The sequence below is a fragment of the Amycolatopsis echigonensis genome, from assembly GCF_014174495.1.
Classification (GTDB): domain Bacteria; phylum Actinomycetota; class Actinomycetes; order Mycobacteriales; family Pseudonocardiaceae; genus Amycolatopsis; species Amycolatopsis echigonensis.
The window spans coordinates 41,792-64,077 of record NZ_JACJHR010000042.1 but is presented as its reverse complement, the minus strand read 5'-3'; the positions used below and the strand labels follow the sequence as shown (position 1 = coordinate 64,077).

Annotated in this window: 18 protein-coding genes; 7 read left to right on the top strand and 11 right to left on the bottom strand. The window is 71.4% G+C overall.

Translation table 11 applies throughout. The features are described from left to right. Positions 1-8: 8 nt before the first annotated feature. From H5411_RS26730 to H5411_RS26720, 3 genes are read right to left on the bottom strand one after another with little or no spacing between them, the layout of a single operon-like run. Positions 9-785 carry an enoyl-CoA hydratase/isomerase family protein gene (locus H5411_RS26730; RefSeq protein WP_183125388.1) on the bottom strand — a complete coding sequence of 259 codons (777 nt, stop codon included), beginning with the start codon at positions 783-785 and terminating at the stop codon, positions 9-11. Between the two features lie 6 nt (positions 786-791). Continuing rightward, positions 792-1,730, bottom strand: a complete 939-nt coding sequence (locus tag H5411_RS26725; protein WP_183125387.1) for an ABC transporter permease — start codon at positions 1,728-1,730, stop codon at positions 792-794. Next, a complete protein-coding gene (locus H5411_RS26720) occupies positions 1,727-4,594 on the bottom strand; it encodes an alpha/beta fold hydrolase (protein ID WP_183125386.1) in 2,868 nt (955 codons plus the stop codon). The genes H5411_RS26725 and H5411_RS26720 overlap by 4 nt, the downstream gene beginning before the upstream one ends. 353 nt (positions 4,595-4,947) lie before the next feature. On the opposite strand from H5411_RS26720, the gene H5411_RS26715 reads away from it, so the two are divergent. Together H5411_RS26715 and H5411_RS26710 are read left to right on the top strand one after the other, a co-directional pair. Beyond that, complete coding sequence (locus H5411_RS26715; protein WP_183125385.1) at positions 4,948-5,916, top strand: TerC family protein; 969 nt, start codon at positions 4,948-4,950, stop codon at positions 5,914-5,916. A 38-nt stretch (positions 5,917-5,954) separates the two neighbouring features. Then, positions 5,955-7,883: a S9 family peptidase gene (locus H5411_RS26710; protein ID WP_183125384.1), complete on the top strand. Its 1,929-nt coding sequence runs from the start codon at positions 5,955-5,957 to the stop codon at positions 7,881-7,883. On the opposite strand, the gene H5411_RS26705 is transcribed toward H5411_RS26710, so the two are convergent. The 3 genes from H5411_RS26705 to H5411_RS26695 form a co-directional block, all read right to left on the bottom strand. Next, positions 7,876-8,532, bottom strand: a complete 657-nt coding sequence (locus H5411_RS26705; protein WP_101439344.1) for an RES family NAD+ phosphorylase — start codon at positions 8,530-8,532, stop codon at positions 7,876-7,878. The genes H5411_RS26710 and H5411_RS26705 overlap by 8 nt on opposite strands. A gap of 89 nt (positions 8,533-8,621) precedes the next feature. Then, positions 8,622-9,203: a DNA-binding protein gene (locus tag H5411_RS26700; protein ID WP_101439345.1), complete on the bottom strand. Its 582-nt coding sequence runs from the start codon at positions 9,201-9,203 to the stop codon at positions 8,622-8,624. A 370-nt stretch (positions 9,204-9,573) separates the two neighbouring features. Beyond that, positions 9,574-10,551, bottom strand: coding sequence for a LacI family DNA-binding transcriptional regulator (locus H5411_RS26695; protein ID WP_183125383.1), 978 nt, complete (start codon positions 10,549-10,551; stop codon positions 9,574-9,576). A 93-nt stretch (positions 10,552-10,644) separates the two neighbouring features. Between H5411_RS26695 and H5411_RS26690 the strand changes: the two genes are divergently transcribed. Continuing rightward, the gene (locus tag H5411_RS26690) at positions 10,645-12,123 is read left to right on the top strand and encodes an FGGY-family carbohydrate kinase (RefSeq protein WP_101439347.1); all 1,479 of its coding nucleotides are present in this window, start codon (positions 10,645-10,647) and stop codon (positions 12,121-12,123) included. Position 12,124: 1 nt separating this feature from the next. On the opposite strand, the gene H5411_RS26685 is transcribed toward H5411_RS26690, so the two are convergent. Continuing rightward, complete coding sequence (locus H5411_RS26685; RefSeq protein WP_101439348.1) at positions 12,125-12,922, bottom strand: AraC family transcriptional regulator; 798 nt, start codon at positions 12,920-12,922, stop codon at positions 12,125-12,127. A gap of 38 nt (positions 12,923-12,960) precedes the next feature. Here H5411_RS26685 and H5411_RS26680 point away from each other — a divergent pair, with 38 nt between their 5' ends. The 3 genes from H5411_RS26680 to H5411_RS26670 all read left to right on the top strand — a co-directional run bounded on the left by H5411_RS26680 (position 12,961) and on the right by H5411_RS26670 (position 15,032). Continuing rightward, positions 12,961-13,359, top strand: a complete 399-nt coding sequence (locus H5411_RS26680; RefSeq protein ID WP_101439349.1) for an NUDIX hydrolase — start codon at positions 12,961-12,963, stop codon at positions 13,357-13,359. A gap of 198 nt (positions 13,360-13,557) precedes the next feature. Further along, a complete protein-coding gene (locus H5411_RS26675; protein ID WP_183125382.1) occupies positions 13,558-14,037 on the top strand; it encodes an MmpS family transport accessory protein in 480 nt (159 codons plus the stop codon). Between the two features lie 224 nt (positions 14,038-14,261). Then, positions 14,262-15,032 (top strand): ABC transporter permease, encoded by a 771-nt coding sequence (locus H5411_RS26670; protein WP_183125381.1) that lies wholly within the window; start codon positions 14,262-14,264, stop codon positions 15,030-15,032. Here H5411_RS26670 and H5411_RS26665 read toward each other — a convergent pair. Together H5411_RS26665 and H5411_RS26660 are read right to left on the bottom strand one after the other, a co-directional pair. After that, positions 15,008-15,694, bottom strand: a complete 687-nt coding sequence (locus H5411_RS26665) for a histidine phosphatase family protein (protein ID WP_101439352.1) — start codon at positions 15,692-15,694, stop codon at positions 15,008-15,010. The genes H5411_RS26670 and H5411_RS26665 overlap by 25 nt on opposite strands. 22 nt (positions 15,695-15,716) lie before the next feature. Then, positions 15,717-17,594, bottom strand: coding sequence for a Na+/H+ antiporter (locus H5411_RS26660; protein ID WP_312878619.1), 1,878 nt, complete (start codon positions 17,592-17,594; stop codon positions 15,717-15,719). A gap of 59 nt (positions 17,595-17,653) precedes the next feature. Between H5411_RS26660 and H5411_RS26655 the strand changes: the two genes are divergently transcribed. Then, positions 17,654-19,063: a carboxylesterase/lipase family protein gene (locus H5411_RS26655; RefSeq protein WP_183125380.1), complete on the top strand. Its 1,410-nt coding sequence runs from the start codon at positions 17,654-17,656 to the stop codon at positions 19,061-19,063. Positions 19,064-19,091: 28 nt separating this feature from the next. Here the strand turns inward: H5411_RS26655 and H5411_RS26650 are convergent, their stop codons facing one another. Further along, on the bottom strand, positions 19,092-21,731 hold the full coding sequence (locus H5411_RS26650; RefSeq protein WP_183125401.1) for a glycoside hydrolase family 2 protein: 2,640 nt from the start codon (positions 21,729-21,731) through the stop codon (positions 19,092-19,094). A gap of 160 nt (positions 21,732-21,891) precedes the next feature. Next, entirely contained in the window at positions 21,892-22,266 is a 375-nt protein-coding gene (locus tag H5411_RS26645) for a YchJ family protein (protein WP_183125379.1), read from the bottom strand. Positions 22,267-22,286: the final 20 nt, after the last annotated feature.

Genomic DNA, 22,286 nt, shown 5'->3' with positions numbered 1-22,286 from the left:
CCGGGGGCTCAGTGCTTCAGCACCTTCTCCACGTACGCCTTCACCGCCGCCAGCGCCGGTTCCGACCGCCACATCCGTTCCACCTGCGCGTCGTCGGACACGCGGTTTTCCGCGATCCGCTGGTGGTAGGGCTGCCGCAGCTGCTGCTTCGTGTGCGCGAACGCCTCCGCGGGGAGTTCGCCGAGCCGGGTGGCGAGTTCGCGGGCCCGGCTGAGCACGTCCTCGCCCGGCACGACCTCGTCGACCAGGCCGCGGGGGAGCGCGTCGGCCATGGTGACCGTCGCGCCGCTGTAGATCAGGGACGGCAGCGGCGTCGTCCCGTAGGTGCAGCGCATGATCTCCAGCGCCGCCAACGGGAACGGCACGCCCACCAGCAGCTCGGTCACGCCGATGCGGCCGGGCCCGTCCGCGGCGATCCGGTGGTCGCACGCCGCGGCCAGGACCATGCCGCCCGCGATGGCGTGGCCGTTGACCGCCGCCACCACCGGGCGCGGGAAGCCGAAAACGGCCAGGAACGCGTCCGACAGCGCGGGCAGGAAATCGCCGACGTAGCGCGCGCCGCCCTCGTCGAGGGCCAGCAGGTCCACTCCGGCGCAGAACATGTCGCCGGACCCGGTGAGCACGACCGAGCGCGCTCCGGCCGCGTCGGCCTCTTCGAGTCTGATCACCAGTTCTTTGCAGGTGTCGGTGTCGAGGGTGTTGCCGCGCCCGTGGTCGAGGGTCACGAGTGCGACGCCGTCATCGAGTTCCAGGTGGATCGTCACGCGCCGAACCGTACCGGACATCCGGGCTCAGCTGGTGACGTCCTTGCGGGCGAACCGGCGGCCGGCCAGCAACAAGAAGACCGTCGTGTAGAGGACCGACGACAGCACCCCGCTGGCCAGGTTCGTCCAGTCGATGTCGGTGGAGATCAAGTCGAGCCAGGCGAACGAATAGTGCGTCGGCAGGTAGTTCCGCAGCCCGCCCAGCGCGGTGATCTGGTCGAGGATCTGCGACAGGATCGCCACCAGCACGGTCCCGCCGACCGCGCCCAGCGGCGCGTCCGTCGACACGCTCAGCAGCAGCGCGAGCCCGGCGACCCAGGCCAGCTGCACCACGATGTACACAGTGGACATCAGCAGCGCGAGCAGGCTGTCGCCGAAGCCGACCGCGTCGCCGGTCGGGCTGATGGCGTCGCCCGCGCCGTACCAGATGATGCCGACCAGCAGCGAAACCACCGGCAGCAGCACCAGCGCGGCAATCGACAGCAGCCCGGACACCGCGGCCTTCTGCCGCAGCAGCCGCTGCCGCGGCACCGGGATCGCCAGCAGGTACTTCAGGCTCGACCACGACGATTCGCTCGCGATCGTGTCGCCGAAGAACAGCGCGACGATCATCGGCAGCAGGAACGTGCCGGACACGAAGAACGCGAGCACCACGAAGTTCGGCGCGCTCGCCGTCGCCAGGTCCACGAACCCGCCGGAGCGGCGGTTCGGACTGGACTGCCCGATCTGGAACGCCACCACGAGGATGAACGGCAGCACCGCGACGAACGCCAGCACCAGCTGGGTCCGCCTGCGGCGCAGCTGCCGTTTCAGCTCCACGCCCAGCCGCAGCGTCCGGTCGGCCCGGTAGCCCGCGACCGCGCCGTCCGGACCGACCTCGGCCGGTTCCGCGGTCGCCAGGTCGCTCAGTTCCTGCAGTGCGGCCGGATCGGTGTGCACCCCGCCGGAACCGTTGCCCTCGCTCATGAATCCTCTCCCACCAGCTGCAGGAACGCGTCTTCGAGCCGGCGGCGCGGCCCGGCCTGCTCCACCGCGACCCCGGCGCGCACGAGCGCCGCGACCGCGTCGGCGCGCGGAAGCCCGTCGAGATTCGCGTGCACCAGGTCGCCCTCGGTCTCGATGTCCGACACCCCGCCGACGCTCTTGAGCGTCGCCGCGGCCGCCGCCGGGTCGCCGACCCGGAACGTGGCCTCGCCGCTCGAGGCCGCCAGCTCGCCGACCTCGCCCGAGGCCACGAGCCTCCCGCGGTGCATGACCACCACGTGCGAACACGTCTGCTCGACCTCGGCCAGGAGGTGGCTCGAGACGACGACGGTGCGCCCGGTGGCGGCGTAGCGCTGCAGGACCTCCCGCATCTGGTGGATCTGCGGCGGGTCGAGCCCGTTGGTCGGTTCGTCGAGCACCATCAGCTCCGGCAGCCCGAGCATCGCCTGCGCGATCGCGAGCCGCTGCCGCATGCCCTGGCTGTAGGTCTTCACCCGCCGGTGGACGGCGTCGCCGAGCCCGGCGATCTCCAGCGCCTCGGTGAAATGCGCCTTCTCGGCCGGCCGCCCGGTCGCCGCCCAGTACAGCTCCAGGTTCGCCTTGCCGGACAGATGCGGCAGGAAGCCGGAGCCCTCGACGAAAGACCCGATCCGCGACAGCACCGGCGCGCCGGGCGTGATCCGGTGGCCGAACACGCGGATCTCGCCCGCGGTCGGCGTGATCAGGCCCATCAGCATCCGCAGCGTGGTCGTCTTGCCCGCGCCGTTGGGGCCGAGCAGGCCGAGCACCTGACCCGGTTCGACGCGGAACGACAGGTCCGCCACGGCGGTGAACCCGCCCGCGTACTGCTTGCGCAGCCCCTTGATCACCAGCGGGGTGCCGGCGAGTTCCGGGTCGACGTCGTGCGCCCGGCGGCGCCGGATCGCCGCGATCACGACGACCGCGATCGCGACCAGCAGCGTCGCGCCGATGCCGATCAGCTGTCCGACCGGCAGGGGTGCGCCGACCGACGCGCCGGGCACCACCGGAACGGCGAGCGCGGCGCCGGGCGCGAGCCCGACCCGGAACACCGCAGGCTGCGTCGGCACCGAGTACGCCTGGTCGGTCGTGCCCACGACGAGCCGCAGCGAATGCCCGGAGTCGATCGGCCGCACGACACCCGGCAGCGTCACCGTGACGTCGACCGGCGTGCCGTCCGCGGGCAGCCCGGTGACCCGGAACGGCGCGACCGTGTTCGCGGGCAGCACGCGCGTGCCGTCCTGGCCGACGTCGTACAGCTTCGCGAACAGCACCGCTTCCGGCTGCGGATGCGCCGGGTCGGTCGCGACCTGCAGCCGGACGGTGCTCGAACCGGACAGCACGACCTGGCTGTCGAACGGCGCGGTGCCGAATTGCGCGGCCTGCCCAGGCGGGTCGCTGGAGAACAGGGGAGCCAGCCGGGAAGTGCCGGACGCGAGGCCGTTGAGCCCGGGAATCCCGCTCACCGCGGCCGGATTCGCTCCGGCGGGCCGGACGATCGGCTGCGCCGGACCGGCGAGGGCCACCTGTTTCCGCTCGGTTCCGGCACCGGCGAGCCCGGGGTACGCGGCGGCGTTGACCGTCCGCACCGACGGGGTTCCGTTGGCGCGCAACGTGCCCTGGACGTCGTAGCTGAATCCGTGGCCGGGGTCGCCCTGGCCGGTGAGCGACGACCACAGGAAGTCGCCGATCTTCGCGCGCAGCTGAGGTCCGGGGACGCCGCCGTCGTGGCCGCCGGTGTACCAGATCGTGCGCACCGAGCCGCCCGCCGCGGTGATCTGCCGTGCGGTGGCGTCGGATTGGTCGAGCCCGAACAACGTGTCGCTCTCGCCCTGCACGAGCAGCGTCGGCGCGGTGATCTTGCCGGTGACCGACGAGGGGGAGACGCGGTGCAGGAGCGCGACCGTCTCCGGGCTGGCCTTGCCGGTGGTCGCGAGTTCCTCGTACGCCTTGCACACCGCCGCGGTGAACCGGCCGCACGGATCCGCCGACGGCCGCTCAGCCCGCGCCCCGGCTGACGGCGCGGCGGCTTGCGGTGCGGTGCCTCCGCTGTTCCCGGCCGTGCCGCCGGTGTCGCTGGTGGGCTGCCCCGCCTCGGGCGCTTCGGCGGACGGCGTGCTCGCCGCGGCCGCACCCGAACCGGCGGAGAAGAAGATGCCCGCCCAGCTCTTCTTGAAGACGCCGCCCGGGGAGAACGCGCCGGCCGCCGGAGTTTTCGCCGACGGAGCGGTCGCCGCCGCGGCGTTCGGCACGAGAGCCTGGCCGAGGTCGTTGTAGGTGATCACCGGCGCGAGCGCGCGCACCCGGTGATCGGTCCCGGCGAGCAGCAGCGACAGCGAACCGCCGTAGGACGCCCCGGTCACTCCGATCTCGGGGGCGCCGCCGGAGCCGGTCGCCACGTCGTGGCTCGCGGCCAGCCGGTCGACCAGCCGGCGCGCGTCGGCGACCTCGCCGTCGGGATCGTTCAGCCCGATTTTGCCGGTGCTGCGCCCGAATCCGCGCGCGGACCAGGCGAGCACCACGAACCCGCGCTGGGCCAGCTCGCGCGCCTGCGGGTCCACACTGGACTTGTCGCCGCCGAAGCCGTGCGCGAGCAGCACCGCGGGCGCGGGCGTGCGTTCGGGGTAGTAGGTCGTGGTGTCGATCCGGACCTGATCGGGGGAACCGGGTCCGGCGGGCATCGAGACGAAGGCGTCCTGGGTCCGGACCGGTGCGGGACCGCGGTCGCGGGTCGCCCAGACGGTCGCCGCGGCCGCGGCGACCAGCACCACGGCGGCGACGGCGGCGAACCGGGAGCCGCGGGTGCGGGGAAGCGGGATTCGGGGCACGACGCGACGTTATGACGGTTTCGCTGAGAAGGCGCACACGACCTCACATGGATTTGATGGTGGCGGTTCTCTCGCGCCGGAACCAGCACCGCGGGACCGGCTGAAAGCGACCCCGCGCGCGGCGGCGGAGCCGACGCCATCAATACGGTGACTTGAGCAACCTCCGCTGGCGTTCGCAGCCCGTAACCGGCAGACTGAACGCGCTGTGAGGGGAGTATTCCTTCGCGGCGGTGTCGTCAGCACGGTGATCCGGTGAGTCATTCGCCGAGGTCCCCGGCACCGTCGGCCGGTTTCGCACCGGCGGGAGAGACCTCCGGTTAGTTGCTGCTGCGCACTATCCGGAGGTTTCTGAGATGACCGTCCCCCTGTGGCTGTGGTTCGCGACAGTCGGCGGGCTGCTCGCGCTGATCGCCGTGGACCTGGTGATCGTCGACCACAAGCCGCACGAGGTGACCACCGGCGAGGCCGCGCGCTGGGTGATCTTCTACATCGCCTGCGCCGTCCTGTTCGGAGCCGGCGTCTGGATCTTCGCCGGGCACGATCCCGGGGTCCAGTTCTTCACCGGGTACATCACCGAGTACTCGCTGAGCGTCGACAACCTCTTCATCTTCATGGTCATCATGGCCTCGTTCAAGGTGCCCGCGATCCACCAGCACCGCGTGCTGCTGGTCGGCATCCTGCTCGCGCTCGGCATGCGCAGCGTGTTCATCGCGGTCGGCGCGGCGCTGATCAACCAGTTCGTGTGGGTGTTCTTCGTCTTCGGCGCGGTGCTGGTCTGGACCGCGATCAGCATGCTGCGCGGCAACGGCGGCGGCGAGGAGGAGTACCACGAGAACGCGCTCACCCGCTGGGTGCGCAAGCTGTTCCCGGTCACCGACGACTACCGCGGCCACAAGTACCTGGTGAAGGAAGGCGGCAAGCGGAAGATCACGCCGATGCTGCTGGTGATCGTCGCGATCGGCTCGGCCGACCTGCTGTTCGCGGTGGACTCCATCCCGGCGATCTTCGGCATCACCCAGGAGGCGTTCCTCGTCTTCACCGCCAACGCGTTCGCGCTGATGGGCCTGCGGCAGCTGTACTTCCTGCTCGGCGGGCTGGTCACGAAGCTCGTGTACCTCAGCTACGGGCTCGCGGTGATCCTCGCCTTCATCGGCGCGAAGCTGGTGGTGCACGCGCTGCACGAGTACCACCTCGCGCCGGGCTGGCTCGACATCAGCAACTGGATGTCCCTCGGCGTCATCGTCGTGGTCCTGACCGTCACCACGGTGCTGAGCCTGGCCAAGGCCAAGCGCGACGAACGGCGAGCGGTCGAGGCCAAATAGGTCGTTTGCCTTGCTAAGGATCGGGTACGGTCGTCGGCATGCGTCCTGCCGACATCGAAGTCCTCGCCGTCCCCGGCCGTCCCGCGCTGCGCGGTGACCTCCTGCTCGCCGCGGTGAGCAGTCCCGACCTGGAAACCGACCAGTACCGCAGCGCGATCCGGCGGATCTCGCTCTCCGGCGGCGAAACGCCGTGGACGCACGGTCCGCGCGACTCCTCGCCGGCGATCTCGCCGGACGGCCGGTGGGTCGCGTTCCTGCGCGCGGGCGACGGCAAGGGCGCCGAGGGCAGCCCGCAGGTGCACGTGATGCCCGTCGACGGCGGCGAATCCCGGAGGCTCACCTCGCTGCACCTCGGCGCGGACGCGCCGGTGTGGGCTCCGGATTCGCGCTGGCTCGCGTTCACCGCGCGGGACCCCGAGCCGGGCCGCTACGGCACCGAAGACGCCGACGAGCGCACACCGGAGCCCGCCGCGGAAGCGCCGCGGTTGATCAAGCGGCTCGACTACCGGATCGACAACATCGGCTTCCTGCGCGACCGGCCGAAGCGGCTGTTCGTGCTCGACACGTTCGAAGACAGCGAGCCGGAGGCGGTGACCCCGCGCGACTACAGCGTCAGCCAGCCGGTCTGGACGCCGGACGGCGAGCGCGTCGTCGTGACCGTGCCGCACGACTTCGACCGGACGGAAACGCGCGAGCACGACCTCGTCGCGTTCCCGGTCGACGGCGGCGAACCCGAAGTGCTCGCCGCGTGCGCCGGTTACGCCGATCAGCCGGTGTACGCGCCGGACGGCACGCTCTACTTCATCGGCACGTCCCATGAGGACGGTGTGGTCGTCGCTTCCAACGCCGGTCTGTACGCAGTCGTGCCGGACGGGAAACCGCGGCGGCTGACCGATGTCGAGACGGTGGACCTCGAGCCCGGCTCCGGCCCGGCGATTCCGCTCGGCGACGAGGTCCTGGTCGCCGTACGCAACCGCGGTGCGGTGGAACTGCGGGCGATCCCGGCGGACGCCGACGGCGCGAAACTCGACGACTTGCGCGTGCTGCACGCCGGGCACTCGGCGGTCCACGGATTCGCGGCGGACGGCGAAACCGTCGTCGCGGTAGTGGCCGGTTTGGACACCGCGGGGGAGTTGGCGGTCCTGGGCCCCGACGGTCCGCGCGTGCTCACCGATTACTCGAAGCCGTTGCGGGACAAGGGTCTTTGCGAGGTCGTGGAACTCGAAACGACCGCGCCGGACGGCTATCCGGTGCACGGCTGGCTCGTGCTTCCGGAGGGCGAAGGGCCGCATCCGGTGCTGCGCGTGGTGCACGGCGGACCGTTCGCCCAGCAGGAATGGACGGTGTTCGACGAGGCGCAGGTGTACGCGTCAGCCGGTTTCGCGGTCGTGCTCGGCAACCCGCGCGGTTCGGCCGGATACGGGCAATCGCACGGCACTTCCGTCGTGCACAACCTGGGCACCGTCGATGTCGACGACGTGCTCGCGCTGCTCGACAAGGCGCTGGAGCGGCCCGACCTCGACTCGTCGCGGACCGGGATCATGGGCGGTTCCTACGGCGGGTTCATGACGAGCTGGGTCGCCGCGAAGCACCCGGACCGGTTCCGCGCGGCGTGGAGCGAGCGCGCCGTGAACGCGTGGGATTCCTTCGCCGGCAGCTCCGACATCGGCTACTACTTCACCGAGGGCTACGTCGGCGCGGACCCCGAGGAACAGCGTCGCCGCAGCCCGCTCAGCTACGCCGCGGACGTGCGGATCCCGTTCGCCGTCGTGCATTCCGAACAGGACTGGCGGTGCCCGCTGGAGCAGGCGCAGCGGCAGTTCGTGGCGCTGCGCCAGGCCGGCGTCGAGACGGAATTCCTGCTGTTCCCCGGCGAGGGACACGAGCTGACGCGCTCGGGCAAGCCGCGGCACCGGGTGCAGCGGTTCGAGGCGGCGCTGGCCTGGTGGGCCCGGCACCTCAGCTGAGCAGCGTGTAGTTCAGCTCCTCGCACACGCGCCCGAGCGGCACGTCGAGCCCCGGATGGTCCAGCGGAAGCAGGACGTCCGGGGCGATCGGCAGCGCCGCGCCCGCGGGCGGGTCCCACAGGCACACCGAGGGCTTGCCCGCGTCCATCGACGAGCGGTACCAGAGCCCGTCGAGGTCCGGCATCGCGCCGCGGATCGCCCGCGCCCACGCCTGGGTGATCTTCTTCGGGCCGCTGGAGATCTCCTGCGACGCGCCGACCCGCGTCGGCCACAGCCCGGTGAGGTCGAGCAGCCGCAGCACCCGCGTCGGGCGCACCACGACCAGCCGGGGCCCGCGCGTCGTGCGGTCCACCGTCGAGGTCGTCTGGAACACCTCGGCGACGCTCGTGCGCACGGTCAGCCCGAAATAGAGCACGCCGTTGCCCGGGTCGGTGACCGGACGGCCGCCCCGGCCGGGCGTCTGCTGGTCGAACCGGCCGTGCGGGAGCGGGCCGGTGTAGCGGAAGGTGTTCCACTGCTGCGGATGGTTGCCGTGCGCGGTGAAGATGCGGACCAGCCGGGTCTCGGGCTGCACCGAAACCACGTCGTGGCTGCGGTCCAGCCCCTTGACCAGAGCCGACCGCGCCGGAGGCGAGGGGAGCCGGGCCATGCGGGGGAGGTTGTCCGTCCTGTGTCGGGGCAGGGGGCGGGCCTGCGCCGCGGCGGGCGCGGCGGTGCGCAGGCGGGAAGGTCAGCGGGTCAGAACGGCGAGCCGAGGGTGGCGACGAGCCGGGCCACCTGCTCGGGGTCGCCGCCGGCGAGCAGCCACTGCCGCGGCGTGGCCGGCCGGTCGCTGATCACCAGGTCGGACTGCGGGGTGTTCATGAACGCGGCGACGACCAGCGCCGGCTGGTCCTCGGGGACGGCGCGCAGCACGGTTTCGAGGCCGGGCAGCACGCCCGCGCCGTTGAACTGCCACGCGGGCAGCCGCCAGCCCTGGTCCTTCCAGCCGGTGAGCCTGCCTTCCTTGAGGCGGTGCCGGATCCGGCTGTCGTCGACGTTGAGCATCTCGGCCGCCTGGCCGACCGACAGCGCGGAATCGGCGAGCACGGCGTGCGCGGCGACGGTGCGCGCGCGGAAGTCCGGTTCGCTTTCGTCGCGCGGGCTCAGGTCGAGGCCCGCGTCGGTGAGCGCGGCCCGCTGGTCGGGGGAGAAGTAGTGCGAGGGGTCGGGGTTGGGCGGCGACAGCCTGCGGGCCGCGTCCTCCACGAGCGTGAGAAACTCGTTCGCGTCGGCTTTGAGGCCGGCTCTTGCGAGAACGTTCTCCAGCGCTATCGACATACGCTCAGACTAGCGCGTGTGTGCGGGTTCGTGCGGTTTCTCGCCTTTTTGTGGGTGAATTCACCAAAGATCGCCACGTATCGCACAGAAGTCAACACGCGGGGTAGGCGAGTTCGGGACAGTCTGCCCCGCACCGGGTGGCTTGTCCAGGCTTTCGAGTGCTTGACACTCCCGGACCGCCGATTTACGTTGCGAACGAGTAATCGGTTTCCCGCCCTCGGGTGCGGCCCGTGCTCCGCCGTCCGCGGCGGACGCTGGGGGGACAGGGGGTGGGGCGTGCCTGGCGGCTCGGCGGATCTCCGCCGGGCCGCCAGGCACGTCGTTTCCCTCCGGGCCCGGTGTGCGCGGCGGATCTCGCCGCGCGGGGGCTTCAGCGGTGCGAGCTCTGCCGGTCGATCAGCTGCGCGTCGAGGGTCGTGGTGACCGGCTCGCGGGTGCTGTCGGCGATGCGGGCCAGCAGCAGTTGCGCGGCGACCCGGCCGATCTCGTACGCCGGCTGAGCCACGACGGTCAGCGGCGGGTCGATCAGGGTCGTCCACGGGGCGTCGTCGAACGAGACGATGCCGATGTCGCGCCCGGCCCGCAGCTTCCGCGCCGCGAGCGCCTCCAGCACCCCGATCGCCATCGTGCTGTTGGCGACCAGCAGCGCGTCCGGCGGCGCCGGCTGGTCGAGCAGGTCCCCGGCGGCGCGGCGCGCGCCCTCCGCCCGGTATTCGGCGCGGCGGTAGATCGCGTTCTCCTCGCCGACCGCGTCGAGGTAGCCGGACAGCCGGTCGTCGGCGGTGCGCACGCCGGACGGCCCGCTCAGGCACCCCACCCGGCGGTAGCCGTTCGCGACGAGATGCCGGGTCGCCTGCCGGGCGGCGCGGCGGGTGTCGACGAGCACCTGGTCGCAGTCGGTGCCGGGAAGCGGCCGGTCGACCGCGACCACCGGCGTGCCGAGCCGGCGCAGCCGGGTGACGTTCGTGGCCGGGCCGGTGGGGGACAGCAGCACGCCCGCGACGCGTTCCTGCAGCGCGACGTCGAGGTACCGGCGTTCCTTGTCCTCGTTCTCGTCGGAATTGCAGAGCACGACCGAATATCCCGACACCTGCGCGAGATCCTCGACCCCGCGCGCGATCGAGGTGAAGAACGGGTTCTCGACGTCGGAGATGATCAGCGCGAGCACCGCGGTCTCCTGGCGGCGCAGATTGCGGGCCAGTCCGTTCGGGTGGTAGCCGAGTTCCTCGGCCGCCTCGAGCACCCGGGCGGCCAGCTCGGGGTCCACTGTGGACTTCCCGTTCAGGGTCCGCGACACCGTGGCGGTCGAGACGCCTGCCCTGGCGGCGACGTCGCTGATCGTGGCCACCGAGCCTCCTCGTCCTGGCTTCCTTGACACCCCGGAGACCGCAGAATACCGTCCCGGGTAATCGTTTACCGTCAGCTTACCGGGGGTGCGGCGATGCAACCGGGCCCGTTGCTCGGCATCGACATCGGCACGTCCAGCTCTAAAGGCGTCCTCGTGGGTGCGGACGGCACTGTACTGGCGCGCGCCGCCCGCCCGCACAGCACCTCCCGCCCGCGGCCCGGCTGGTTCGAGCACGACGCCGAAACGGTGTGGTGGGCCGCGTTCGCCGAGCTGGTGCGCGAATTGCTGGCCGGCGGGCGGAAACCCGCCGGTCTCGCGGTGAGCGGCATCGGCCCGGTGCTGCTGCCCGCCGACGCCGACGGCCGCCCGCTGCGCCCGGCGATCCTGTACGGCGTGGACACCCGGGCCGGCGCGGAAATCGCCGAGCTGACCGCCGAACTCGGCGAAGAGTCCATTGTGGAGCGCTGCGGGAGCGCGCTGTCGAGCCAGGCGGTCGGCCCGAAGTGGCGGTGGCTGTACCGGCACGAGCCGGACGTCGCCGCGCGGGCCCGCCAGTTCCTGATGGCGAGTTCGTACCTCGTGCGGCGGCTGACCGGCGAATACGTGCTCGACCACCATTCGGCCAGCCAGTGCGACCCGATGTACGACCTGCGCGCGGGCGGCTGGGCGGAGGACTGGGCCGCGCTCGTCGCGCCCGGGATCGATTTGCCGCGGCTCGCCTGGCCGACCGAGGTGGCCGGGACGGTCACCGCTCAGGCCGCCGCTGAAACCGGACTGCCGGCCGGATTGCCGGTCACCTGCGGCACGATCGACGCGTGGGCCGAAGCGACCAGCGCCGGAGTGCGCGACCCCGGCGACACGATGGTCATGTACGGCACCACGATGTTCCTCGTCCAGGCTGTCGCCGAGGCTCGCCCGGTGCCCGGATTGTGGGCGACGCGCGGGGTGGTGCCGGGCAGCTACTCGCTGGCCGCGGGAATGGCGACGTCCGGCGCGATCACCGACTGGCTGCGGGAACTCTTCGACGGCGACTTCGCCGAACTCGTCGCCTCGGCCGGTCAGGTTCCGGCCGGAAGCCGCGGACTTGTGATGCTGCCGTACTTCGCGGGCGAGCGGACTCCGCTGCCGGATCCGTTGGCACGCGGGGTGATCGCCGGGCTGACCACCTCGCACGGCCGGGCGGAGCTGTACCGCGCGGCGTTGGAAGGAACGGCTTACGGGGTGCGGCACAACCTCTCCGCGATGGGTGCGCCCGCGCGCCGGTTGGTCGCGGTCGGCGGCGGCACCCAGGGGCGGGTGTGGACGGGGATCGTGAGCGACGTGACGCGCACGCCGCAGCATCTCCCGACGGAAACGGTGGGCGCGTGCTTCGGGGACGCGTATTTGGCGGCGGTGGCGGTCGGGCTGGAGCCGGACATCGAGGCGTGGAACCCGGTGGCCGAGGTGATCGAGCCGGATCCGGCCCGGGCGGATCGGTACGACGAGTTCTACGAGCACTACCGTGCGCTGTATCCGGCGACGATCGACGTCGCGCATTTCCTTGCGCGACAACAAGATTTGGCGGCGGAATGAGTTACCGGGCGAAGTAGGCGCCCGGGGTGAGGCCGGTGAGGGCCCGGCATTCGCGGGTGAGGTGCGGTTGATCGGCGTACCCCGCGGCGACGGCCAGGTCGGCGAGCGTCGCCGTGGCGGGTGCCAGTGCGACGGCTCGTTGGAAGCGCAGGACGCGGCGGTAGGTGGCCGGTCCGTAGCCGACCGCGAGGGTGAACAAGCGGCGCGCCTGGCGTTCGCTTCGGTCTGCTTTTGCCGGATGCCACGCCGAGGGGCCGTCGGCGTTGGCCTGACGCCGTGCCGGTCGCACGTCCAGTGCGGCCGAACGCGCTGCGGCTTGCGTGCCCGAGCGCGCCGGTTGCCGGGGAGAACGAGACTCCCCTCGGACGGGAATCTCGGCGGCTAACTGCGCCAGCATCCGCTCCACTACCGGGTCCGCGGCAGCCGCCCGGGCCGCCGCGACGTCGGCCATCGCGTCGGCGAGATCGCGGCCGCTGAGGATCTCGTCGGCGAGGGTCGCGCCGCGGTGGTTCCAGAGGTCCGTCAGCGAGACCCGGCTGTCGCGCAGTTCGTCCGCGCCCACGCCGAGCATCGCCGCTGCCGCTCCCGGCTGGAAGCGCAGGCCGCGCAGCCGCGTGCCGGGCGGGAAGACCGACGTCCACGCCGTCGTGTCCGGCCCGGCCACGAACACCTGGCCGGCATCGGCGACGAGGTCCACGCACCCGTCGGGGACGATCCGCTTCGGGCCGGGCTCCGCCGATTCCCAGCGGCACCGCACGAGGCGGCGCAGCGAGTGCGGCGGCGGGCTTTCCGAGTACACCCCGCGATCATGCCTCGCGGGTACGACAGAATGCCTCCATGACCCCGATCGATGCCTTGGCCTGGGTCCACGTACGGGACCGCCGGCTGCTGTCCGTCCGCACGACCGGCAAGGAAAAGTTCTATCTCCCCGGCGGCAAGCGCGAACCCGGCGAGGGCGACGTCGAGGGTTTGTGCCGGGAGATCCGCGAGGAACTGGGCGTCGCGCTCGACCCGCTCAGCTTCCGGTTCTTCGCGCTCCTCGACGAGCAGGCCGACGGTTTCGCCGACGGCCGCCGCGTCCGGATGACCTGCTACACCGCCGACCACACCGGCGAACCGGAGCCGTCGGCGGAGATCGCCGAGGCCGCCTGGCTGCGCGCCGCGGACGCCGCCGCGTGCCCACCCGCCGGACAGCGCGTGCTGCGGATGCTGTCCGAGGCGGGGCTCGTCGACTGATCACCCTGCGTCAGCTCCGGAGCGCGCGAGCGTCATCGGCATCGTGCGTGGTGACCGTGCCCGTGAGCGAACGCCCTTTACCCCCATCAGGGTGAATAGAAGTCAATTTTCTCGGGTTGGCTAACGCCGTGTAACGGTCCGGCGAAGAACCAGACGTCGCACTCGCGGGAAGTGCGCTCGAGAAGAGAAGACCTCTCCATGGGTGTTCCTGGCGCGACCCGGCCCACGGCGGTTCGGGGGGAACCGGGCAGGCTGCGGCCGCTCGGAAGCGGGGTGGTCGTGGTCGGCGTCATCGCCGTCGCGGTCGCCGTCGCGTGGTACGTCATGCCGAAAGCGACCCCGGACCGGCCCGCTCCGGCCGCGTCGGTGCCGTCGGTGACCGTCGAACCGGCGATCGCGCGCGAGGTGACCCGCACGGTCGTCTACGAACTGACCGGCGAGGACGTCGCGCGCAACCTCACCTACGTCGCGGCCGGCGGCGACCTCGAACAACAGGCCGCGGTGCGGCTGCCCTGGTCGGTCACGGTACAGCGGACGACCATCGCCGAGCAGCCGGTGTTCAGCAGCCTGGTCGCGCAGAGCACCGGGGCGCTGCTGTGCCGGATCCGGGTGGACGGGCACGTGGTCGCCGAGAAATCGGTGGCGGGGGAGGGGCGGCAGCTCAGCTGCAGCGCCTGACCTGGGCGGACCTCCAGCTCCGCACCCAAAGCCGCGCTGGGGTTTCCCAGCGTATGCGGCGGACTCGCGGGCGTGCTGCTCGCCGGACCGGCAGAAGAGGCGGGCCCGCATAGGCTTCGCTTTCGGGGCATCGCACTCCGCTCCGGAGAGAAAACCTCAGCGCTGGGCACGGAGAAGGGCCCGGCTCACCGCGACGAGTCCCGGCCTGCGGCAGGATCACCACCGTGAACGGTGCGATCGGATTCGGGCCCGCGCTCATCGCCGTGCTCGCGGTGCTGACGCTCGCGGGGGCGGCCGTCGTCCGGTTCGGGCAGCTCGGGCAGGGCCGGGCGGTGGTCGTCGCGGCCGTCCGCGCCGTCGTGCAGCTCGCGCTCGTCTCCCTGGTCATCACGGTCATCCTGCGTTCGGACTGGCTGACCGGCCTGTTCGTGCTCGCGATGTTCTCCATCGCCGCCGCGACGTCCGCCAGCCGGATCGGGGTGCCGCGGCGGATCGGGTGGGTCGCGCTGTCCCTGGCGTCCGGCGTTGTTCCGGTGCTGGGGCTGGTGCTCGGTTCCGGCGTCGTTCCGGCGAAGCCGATCGCCGTCGTGCCGGTCGCGGGAATCGTGATCGGCGGGTCGATGACCGCGACCTCGCAGGCGGCCCGCCGCGCGCTCGACGAACTCAAGCAACGCCGCGGTGAGTACGAAGCCGCGCTCGCGCTGGGATTTCTCCCTAGGCACGCCGCGCTGGAGATCTGCCGTCCGTCGGCGGGACACGCGTTGATCCCGGCGCTCGACCAGACCCGGACGGTCGGCCTGGTGACCTTGCCGGGCGCGTACGTCGGCGTCCTGCTGGGCGGGGCGAGCCCGCTTCAGGCCGGTACGACGCAGGTGCTGGTGCTGATCGGCCTCCTGGCCGCGGAGGCGATCGCCGTGCTGGTGACGGTGCAGCTCGTCGCGGCGGGGTCGATCCGCCGCGACGAGCCGGCTCAGCCGAGCGGGGCGGCCAGGTGAGAGCGGTCGTTGAAGCCGCGGATCAGCCAGTTGTCGCCGTGCACCACGAGGTGGGAGATCGATCCGTTGTCCGCGCCGAGGAACGCGAACCGTTCCAGCGCGCGGCTCGCCTGGGCGAACGCCTCGCCGATCACGCCGCCGTGGGTGAACACCGCGACCCGCTGGTCCGGATGCGCCGCGGCGATGCGCGTGAGCGCGGCCCGGATCCGCCTGCCGAACGCTTCGTCGGATTCCGCGCCGGGCAGGACGTCCCACCGCTGTTCTTCCCACAGCTTCTGCGCCAGCGGATGCCCCTCGGCGGTGTGCTTCCGGAACAGCCCGTTTTCCCATTCGCCCAGGTGGATCTCGCGCAGATCCGGCTCGACGACCGGGGTGAGGCCGAGCTTTTCCGCCAGCGGCGCCGCGGTCTGCGCGGTGCGCCGCAAAGTGGTCACGTACAGCGCTTCGATGCGTTCCGACGCCAGCCGCTCGCCCACGCGCGCGGCGTGGTCGCGGCCTTCCGGCGCGAGGTCCGGGTCGGCCTGGCCGTCGACGAGATCGAACGGCTCGCTGAGCCGTTGCGGCATCGATTCCCCGTGGCGCACCAGGAAAATCTCAGTGGCGCCCGAAGGCGGGCTGAAGCGGTGCTGGCGGTACTCGACTTCCTGTTCGGGCGTGCTCATGCCCCGACCCTAACCGGTCGGCTCAACCGAGTTGCTTGTCCACGAAGCACCACCGCCACGTCTCGCCCGGCTCGAAGCTGCGCATGACCGGATGCCGGGTCTCGTGGAAATGCTGCGACGCGTGCTTGCCCGGCGACGAGTCGCAGCAGGCGACGTGCCCGCACTTGAGGCACATCCGCAGGTGCACCCAGGTCAGCCCGGCCTCGAGGCATTCGGCACAGGAGTCCCGGGAACTGGGCTCCTGCTCCGGCCATTCGTGGTCGAGGTGCTTGCACGACCCGGCCGTGGCGGCGGGGGTGCTGAGTTCGCGTTCGGCCACCGGCGGTTCCTCGTCGTCGCGGTCGAGCATGGATTCTTCGATGTCGAGCCGGGCCAGCACGCGGCGCAGCACCGCGTCGTCGGCGGTTCCCCGGTCGCGCGCGCTCAGGAACTGTTCGCGTTCGGTTTCCAGCAGCTGGACGCGAAGCCGGCGGTAGGCGTCGCTCGGGGTTTCGGCGAGCGCGCTCTGCCTGCCGAGCTGCTCCCACGCGGCGTCGGAGCGGCCCTGCAACCGGTCGCGCAACCGCTCGATCACCTCGGGCGGATCTTCCGGACGGCGCAGTTCCTCGAGTTTCGCGAGCGCGGCCCGGGTCATGTCGTGCAGCACGGCGGCTTCCTGCAGCGCGTCCTCCGCCGGGTCCGGACGGGGCAGCCGCAGCCGCCGGATCAGCGGCGGCAGCGTCATGCCCTGCACCACGAGCGTCCCGGCCACCACCACGAACGCGGCCAGCACGAGCACCGCGCGCTGCGGGGTGTCCGCGGGCAGCACGAACGCCGCGGCGAGCGTGACCACGCCGCGCATCCCGGCCCACGCGATCACCGCCGAATAGCGCCACGGCCACACCTTGCCTCGCTGGAAGCCCAGGGTCTTCAGGACGCGTTTCACCACGCCGATCCCGACCATCCACAGCATGCGGGTCAGGATCGTCGCGGCGAGCACCGCGGCGCAGATCCCGGCGAGCTGCCCCAGCGTCAGCCCGCTCTTGCCGACCTCGTGCAGGATTCTCCGCACTTGCAGGCCGATCAGCAGGAAGACCATGTTCTCCAGCAGGAACTGGACGGTCTCCCAGTTCAGCCTGCTCGCCAGCCGCGACGGCCCGGACTGGATCCGCGGCGTCTGGTGCCCCTGGATGAGCCCGGTGACGACCACCGCCAGCACACCGGATCCGTGCACCGCTTCAGCGAGCAGGTACGCCGCGAAGGGCACCGCGAACGACAGCGCGGTGTCGGTGATCGTGTCCTCCAGCTTCGCCCGCACGTACGTGACGATCAGCCCGACGAGGAAGCCGACGACGATCCCGCCGACGGCCGCGAGGAGGAAGTCGAGACCGACCTGCCAGAGGCTGACCGCTCCGGCGATCGCCGCGATCGCGGTGCGCAGCGCGACGAGCGCGGCGGCGTCGTTGAAGAGGCTTTCGCCCTCCAGCAGCCGGACGAGCTTGCGCGGCATCCCGACCCGCCGCGCGACCACGCTCGCCGCCACCGCGTCCGGCGGCGCGACGATCGCGCCCAGCGCGATCCCGGCGGCCAGCGGCAATCCCGGCACGACCAGCCAGGCGACCAGCCCGACGCCGAACGCCGTGAACACGACGAGCCCGACCGACAGCAGCGCGATCGGCCCGCGAAGCTTGCGGAACGCGATCAGCGACGTCTGGATCGACGCCGAGTACAGCAACGGCGGCAGGAGTCCGATGAGGACGACTTCCGGGTCCAGTTCGTACTGCGGCACTCCGGGGACGAACGACACCGCGACGCCGACCGCGACCAGGCACAGCGGCGCGGACCAGTCCATCCGGCGCGCGACGACGGTCACCAGGAGGACCGTCAGGACCAGCGCCACCAGTTCCGCTGCGATTTCCACCGCACAATCATCACCCGCGGCCTCGGAGCGTGCGCACGGACCGGCGTTAGGCTGCGGTCGTGACGACGGTGGAGACGCGGGCCGGTGCCGTCCGCGGCGAGGTGCGGGACGGAGTCGGGTTTTTCCTGGGGGTCCCGTTCGCGGAGCCGCCGGTGGGGGAGTTGCGGTTCCGGCCGCCGGTGCCGGTCGCTTCCTGGACCGGGGTGCGCGACGCGACGGAGTTCGCGGGCAAAGCTCCGCAGCCCGACGTGACCGGGAAACGCTTCGTCGGCGACGAGGACTGCCTGTACGTCAACGTCTACGCACCCGAAGCGCCCGGCTCGTACCCGGTGCTCGTGTGGATCCACGGCGGCGGCGGGGTGATGGGCGCTCCGCATCAGTTCGACGCGTCCGCGTACGCCCGCAACGGCGTGGTCGTCGTGACCGTCGGGTATCGGCTCGGGGTGCTCGGCCTGCTCCGGCTGCCCGGGGTTTCCGACGGGAATCTCTCGCTGCACGACCAAGTGCTGGCGCTGGAATGGGTCCGCGACAACGTGGCCGCGTTCGGCGGCGACCCCCGCCGCGTCACGCTCGCCGGGCAGTCCAATGGAGGCCGCACCGTGGGGACGTTGCTGGCGGTTCCGGCCGCGCGCGGGCTGTTCGGCCAGGCGATCGTGCAGAGCGGCACGGGCGTGGGTTCCGTCGTGCACACCCCTGCCGAGGCGGAAGCTGTCGGCGAGGCGGTGCTGGCCGAGCTGGGAAACGCCGATCTGTCCACGCTGCCGGTCACGGAGATTCTGACCGCGCAGCAACGGGTCACGGCTCAGCTCGGCACGCTCGTGCCGTACCGGGTGGTGGTCGACGGGGAGCTTCTGCCTCGGCGGCCCGGAGAAGCGGTCGCGGACGGCGCCGCGCGGGAGGTCCGGATCCTCACCGGGACCACCGCGGACGAGCAGGATCTGTTCTCCTGGCTGCAAACCGGCGGCGCGAAACTGCTCGGCACCGGCTCGACGATGCTCGAACCGGACGACATCGCCCGGATGACCGAGGCGTACCGGGACCTGCTGCCGGACTGGCCGGAAGACCAGCTGGTGAACCGCGTCCGCACGGCGGGGGACTGGTGGCTGCCGGCGATCCGGCTCGCCGAGGCCCAGCACGCGGCGGGCGGCACGGCGTGGATGTACCGGCTGGACTGGCGGATCGCGCCGCGCGGGCGCGGCCTCGGCGCGGCGCACGGGGTGGACCTGCCGTTCGTGTTCGACGATGTCCGCAACCCGAACTGGCGTTTCCTGTTCGCCATCGCCCGCCCCGATCCGGAGCGGCTGCGGGCGATGGCGAAGGAGATGTTCGAAACGTGGGTCCGGTTCGTGGCGACCGGCGATCCGGGCTGGGACCCGTACGCGCCGGAAGACCGGATGACCCGGCTGTTCGACGACGTCAGCACGACCGTGTCCGATCCGGATCCGGAGCAGCGGCGGCTGTGGGACTAGCGGGCCGGGCCCGCTAGTCCCGCCGTGCTCAGCCGCGGACGGTCTGTGTGCCGGTGTTCCAGCCCGCGACCCGCACCGACGGAGCCGAACCGTGCAGGTCGGCCGTGCGGTAGGTGGCGGTGAGCGTCACCGATTCGCCCGGCCACAGGCTGACCTGGTTGTCCGACCAGGACACCGGAAGGACCGGCGTGCCCGCGCTGTCCACCACGTGCGTGTCCACCATGAACGCCGGGGTCTTGCTCGACGAGGTGTTGGTGAGCTTCACCGTGGTGACCGTCGTGCCGTCCGGACCCGGTGCGGAGGTCGCCGCGGTGGCCACCTTCGCCGCGCCCAGCTTCGACAGCCCGGACAGGTCGGCGTACGAGGAGGTCGGCGTGTAGTACCAGTCCGACTTGCTCCAGTCGAGCTTGTCGTCCTTGGTGGACAGCCAGTACACGTTCCGGCTGACCTCCTTGCCCGCCGAATCGGTGAGCACCAGCTTCGCCAGGTAGGTGGACGAAAGCCCGCTGACCGAACCGATGTCGAGCGCCTTCGCGTGCGCGCCGCCGCCGTTGACCGACAGGTCCTTCTTGGTCTTCGAGAACTTCTTCGTGCCGTCGGTGTTGTACAGCTCGACGGTGGCGGTCAGGCCGGACGCCTTCGTCGTGGTGGAGTTGACCACCTCGGCCGAGCGGGTGTCGTACGAGTACTGGATGTGCAGCGGCTCATTCGCCTTCTTGGCGCCGAAGTAGGAGCCGTTCTGGTCGAGGTAGGCGTCGAACAGCTGCCAGTGCAGCGACGTCCAGCCGCTGTTGAGCATCCAGTAGATGAGCCCGGTCGACGGGTCCTTCGCGTCGGTGAAGTTGCGGGAGTGCGATTCGAACTCCGCGCGGACGTTCTCGTACTGCGCCAGCTGCGCCTTGCGGACGAAATCGTCCAGGCTCGTCGGCTTGCCGTAGCGGCCGGCCAGCGCGTCGCCGAAGATCTTCAGGTTGGCGAACGTCTCCGATTCGGAGCGGTGGTACTGCGGCGCGGCCGGGTTCTTCCAGAGCGTGTCCAGCTCGGCGGGCGTCATCATCCGCTTGAGCGTGTCCATCGTCGGGATGTCCGGCCCGGCGCTGGTCTCGGAGTTGAAGTTCCACGCGCCGCCCGCGTCTTTGTGCGCCTTGTCGTACCAGTAGTTCGGCGGGACGTAGTCGTACGGGCCGTTCATCTTCATCCCGGACGGGCCGAGTTTCGGCGACGCCTTGGCCGAGGCCGCGGAGATCACCGCCGCGGGCCAGTCCGCCGCCGACAGCGCGTCGAGGTAGCCCTTTTCTATCCGCGCGTCCGGCGCGAAGTCGCTGCCGATGTGGAAGGACAGCACGCTCGGGTGGTCGCGCAGCCGCTGCGCCTCCGCGGTCATCGAAGCCTTGGCGATCGGGTAGTCCGCCTCGGTCCACGGCTCGCCCTTTTCGTCGCCGTTGACCTGGCCTTCCCACTTGTCGCAGCATTCCCAGCCGGGCATGGTCAGCACGCCCATCCGGTCCGCGAGGTCGAAGAACGCGTCGGGCTCGATGTGGCCCTCGAGCCGCACCGTGTTGAGGCCGAGATTCTTGACGTAGGCGAGCTTGTCCGCCGCCCGGCCCGCGTCCCAGCGCAGCAGCAGGTCGGGGGACCAGCCGCCGCCCTTGATCATCAGCGGCTTTCCGTTCACGACGTACTGCCGTCCGCCGCTGGAGTTCAGCGGAGCCTTGACGTCGCGGATGCCGAAGCTGGAGTGGCTCGCGTCGGACGTGGTCCCGCCGACGCTCGCGGTCAGGTCCAGCTGCTGCATCGGCTGTCCGCCCATGCCGGCCGGCCACCACACCGGCGGCTGGTCGATGCCGATCACCGGGAAGGTGACTGTCTTCTTTTCGTGCGCGGCAAGGGAAACGTCCTGGCTGACCGGCTTGCCCGCGACGGTGCCGGACACTGTCGTGCGGACCGGCGCGTCGGAGTCGTTGCGGACGTCGGCCTTCGCCGTGAGGTCGGCGTGGTCGAGCGCGGGCACGTTCAGCTTCGTGACCACGTGCGCGCCGCGGAGCGCCACCGGCCCGCTGTGCCGGACGACGACCTCGCGCGCGAGGCCCATGTTCTGGTCCGGCGGGGTCTGCGCCCAGTCGATCCAGCCCATCGACAGGTCGTTGTTCGGGTCGTTCGGGTAGACCTTGAACGCGACGCTGTTGACGCCCGCGTGGACCTGCTTGGTCACGTCGAGGTCGTGCCGGGTGTAGGGCCCGTTGACCTCGTCCTTGGTCGCGACGCGGGTCCCGTTGACCCAGACGTCGGCCTTGGACAGCACGCCGCTGACGTCGAGGTAGGTGCGCTGCGCCGGGTCGGCGACCTTGAGGTCGGCGCGGTACCACCACGGAACCTTGAAGTCCGCGGCCGGCACGTTCTTCATGTTCGTGGAGTAGAACGGGTCGGAGTAGCGGCCGTTGGCGAGCAGCCCGGCGTACACCGTCGACTGCGAGCCGACCGGGTACCAGCCCTTCGTGTCGAAGCCGGGCTTCGACACCGAGGCGTCGTCGGGCACCTTGGCCGAGGACTGGATGAGATAACCGGGGATCGCGGCCTGGCCGGGCTCCGGCCCGGCCGAAGCGGCTCCGGCGACGCCGGGGATCAGCGCCGCGGTCAGGGCGGCGACTGCGAACAGCCGTCCGGGCATTCTTGGCCGGCGTGGGGTCACGAGCGGTCCTCCTCGGGCTCCTGGCGGCGGCGATTGTTAGTAAAGTTCCTTAACGATCGCCGGTGATCGTAGCCGCCCGGAGCGTCCGGGAACAGACCTCGGCCGGGTCTTTTCGCCCGATTTTCCCCTGTGGTTCCGGTTAGCGGGCGTCGACGTAGTACCAGCGCCCGTCCTCGCGGACGAACCGGCTGTTCTCGTGCTGCGAGTCGTCCCGGCCCCGGCAGCGGTAATGCGCGCGGAACTCGACGGTGCCCTCGTTCTGCAGCAGCGAGCCGCCGGTCCGGCCGAGGATCTCCAGCCGGGTCCATTCCCGCGCGGGATCGAGCCGCAGCCGCTTCGGCCGGGTGTCCGGATGCCACGTCTCGAGCAGGTAGTCGGGCTCCCCGACAGCGAACGCGCAGTACCGGGACCGCATCAGCCGCTCGGCCGTCGGGGCGTGCTGGTCGCCGCGGTGGAACCGGCCGCAGCAGTCGGCGTAGGGCTCGGGCAGCCCGCACGGGCAGGGGTTGGTCACGCCGTTGATTCTGTCTCCAG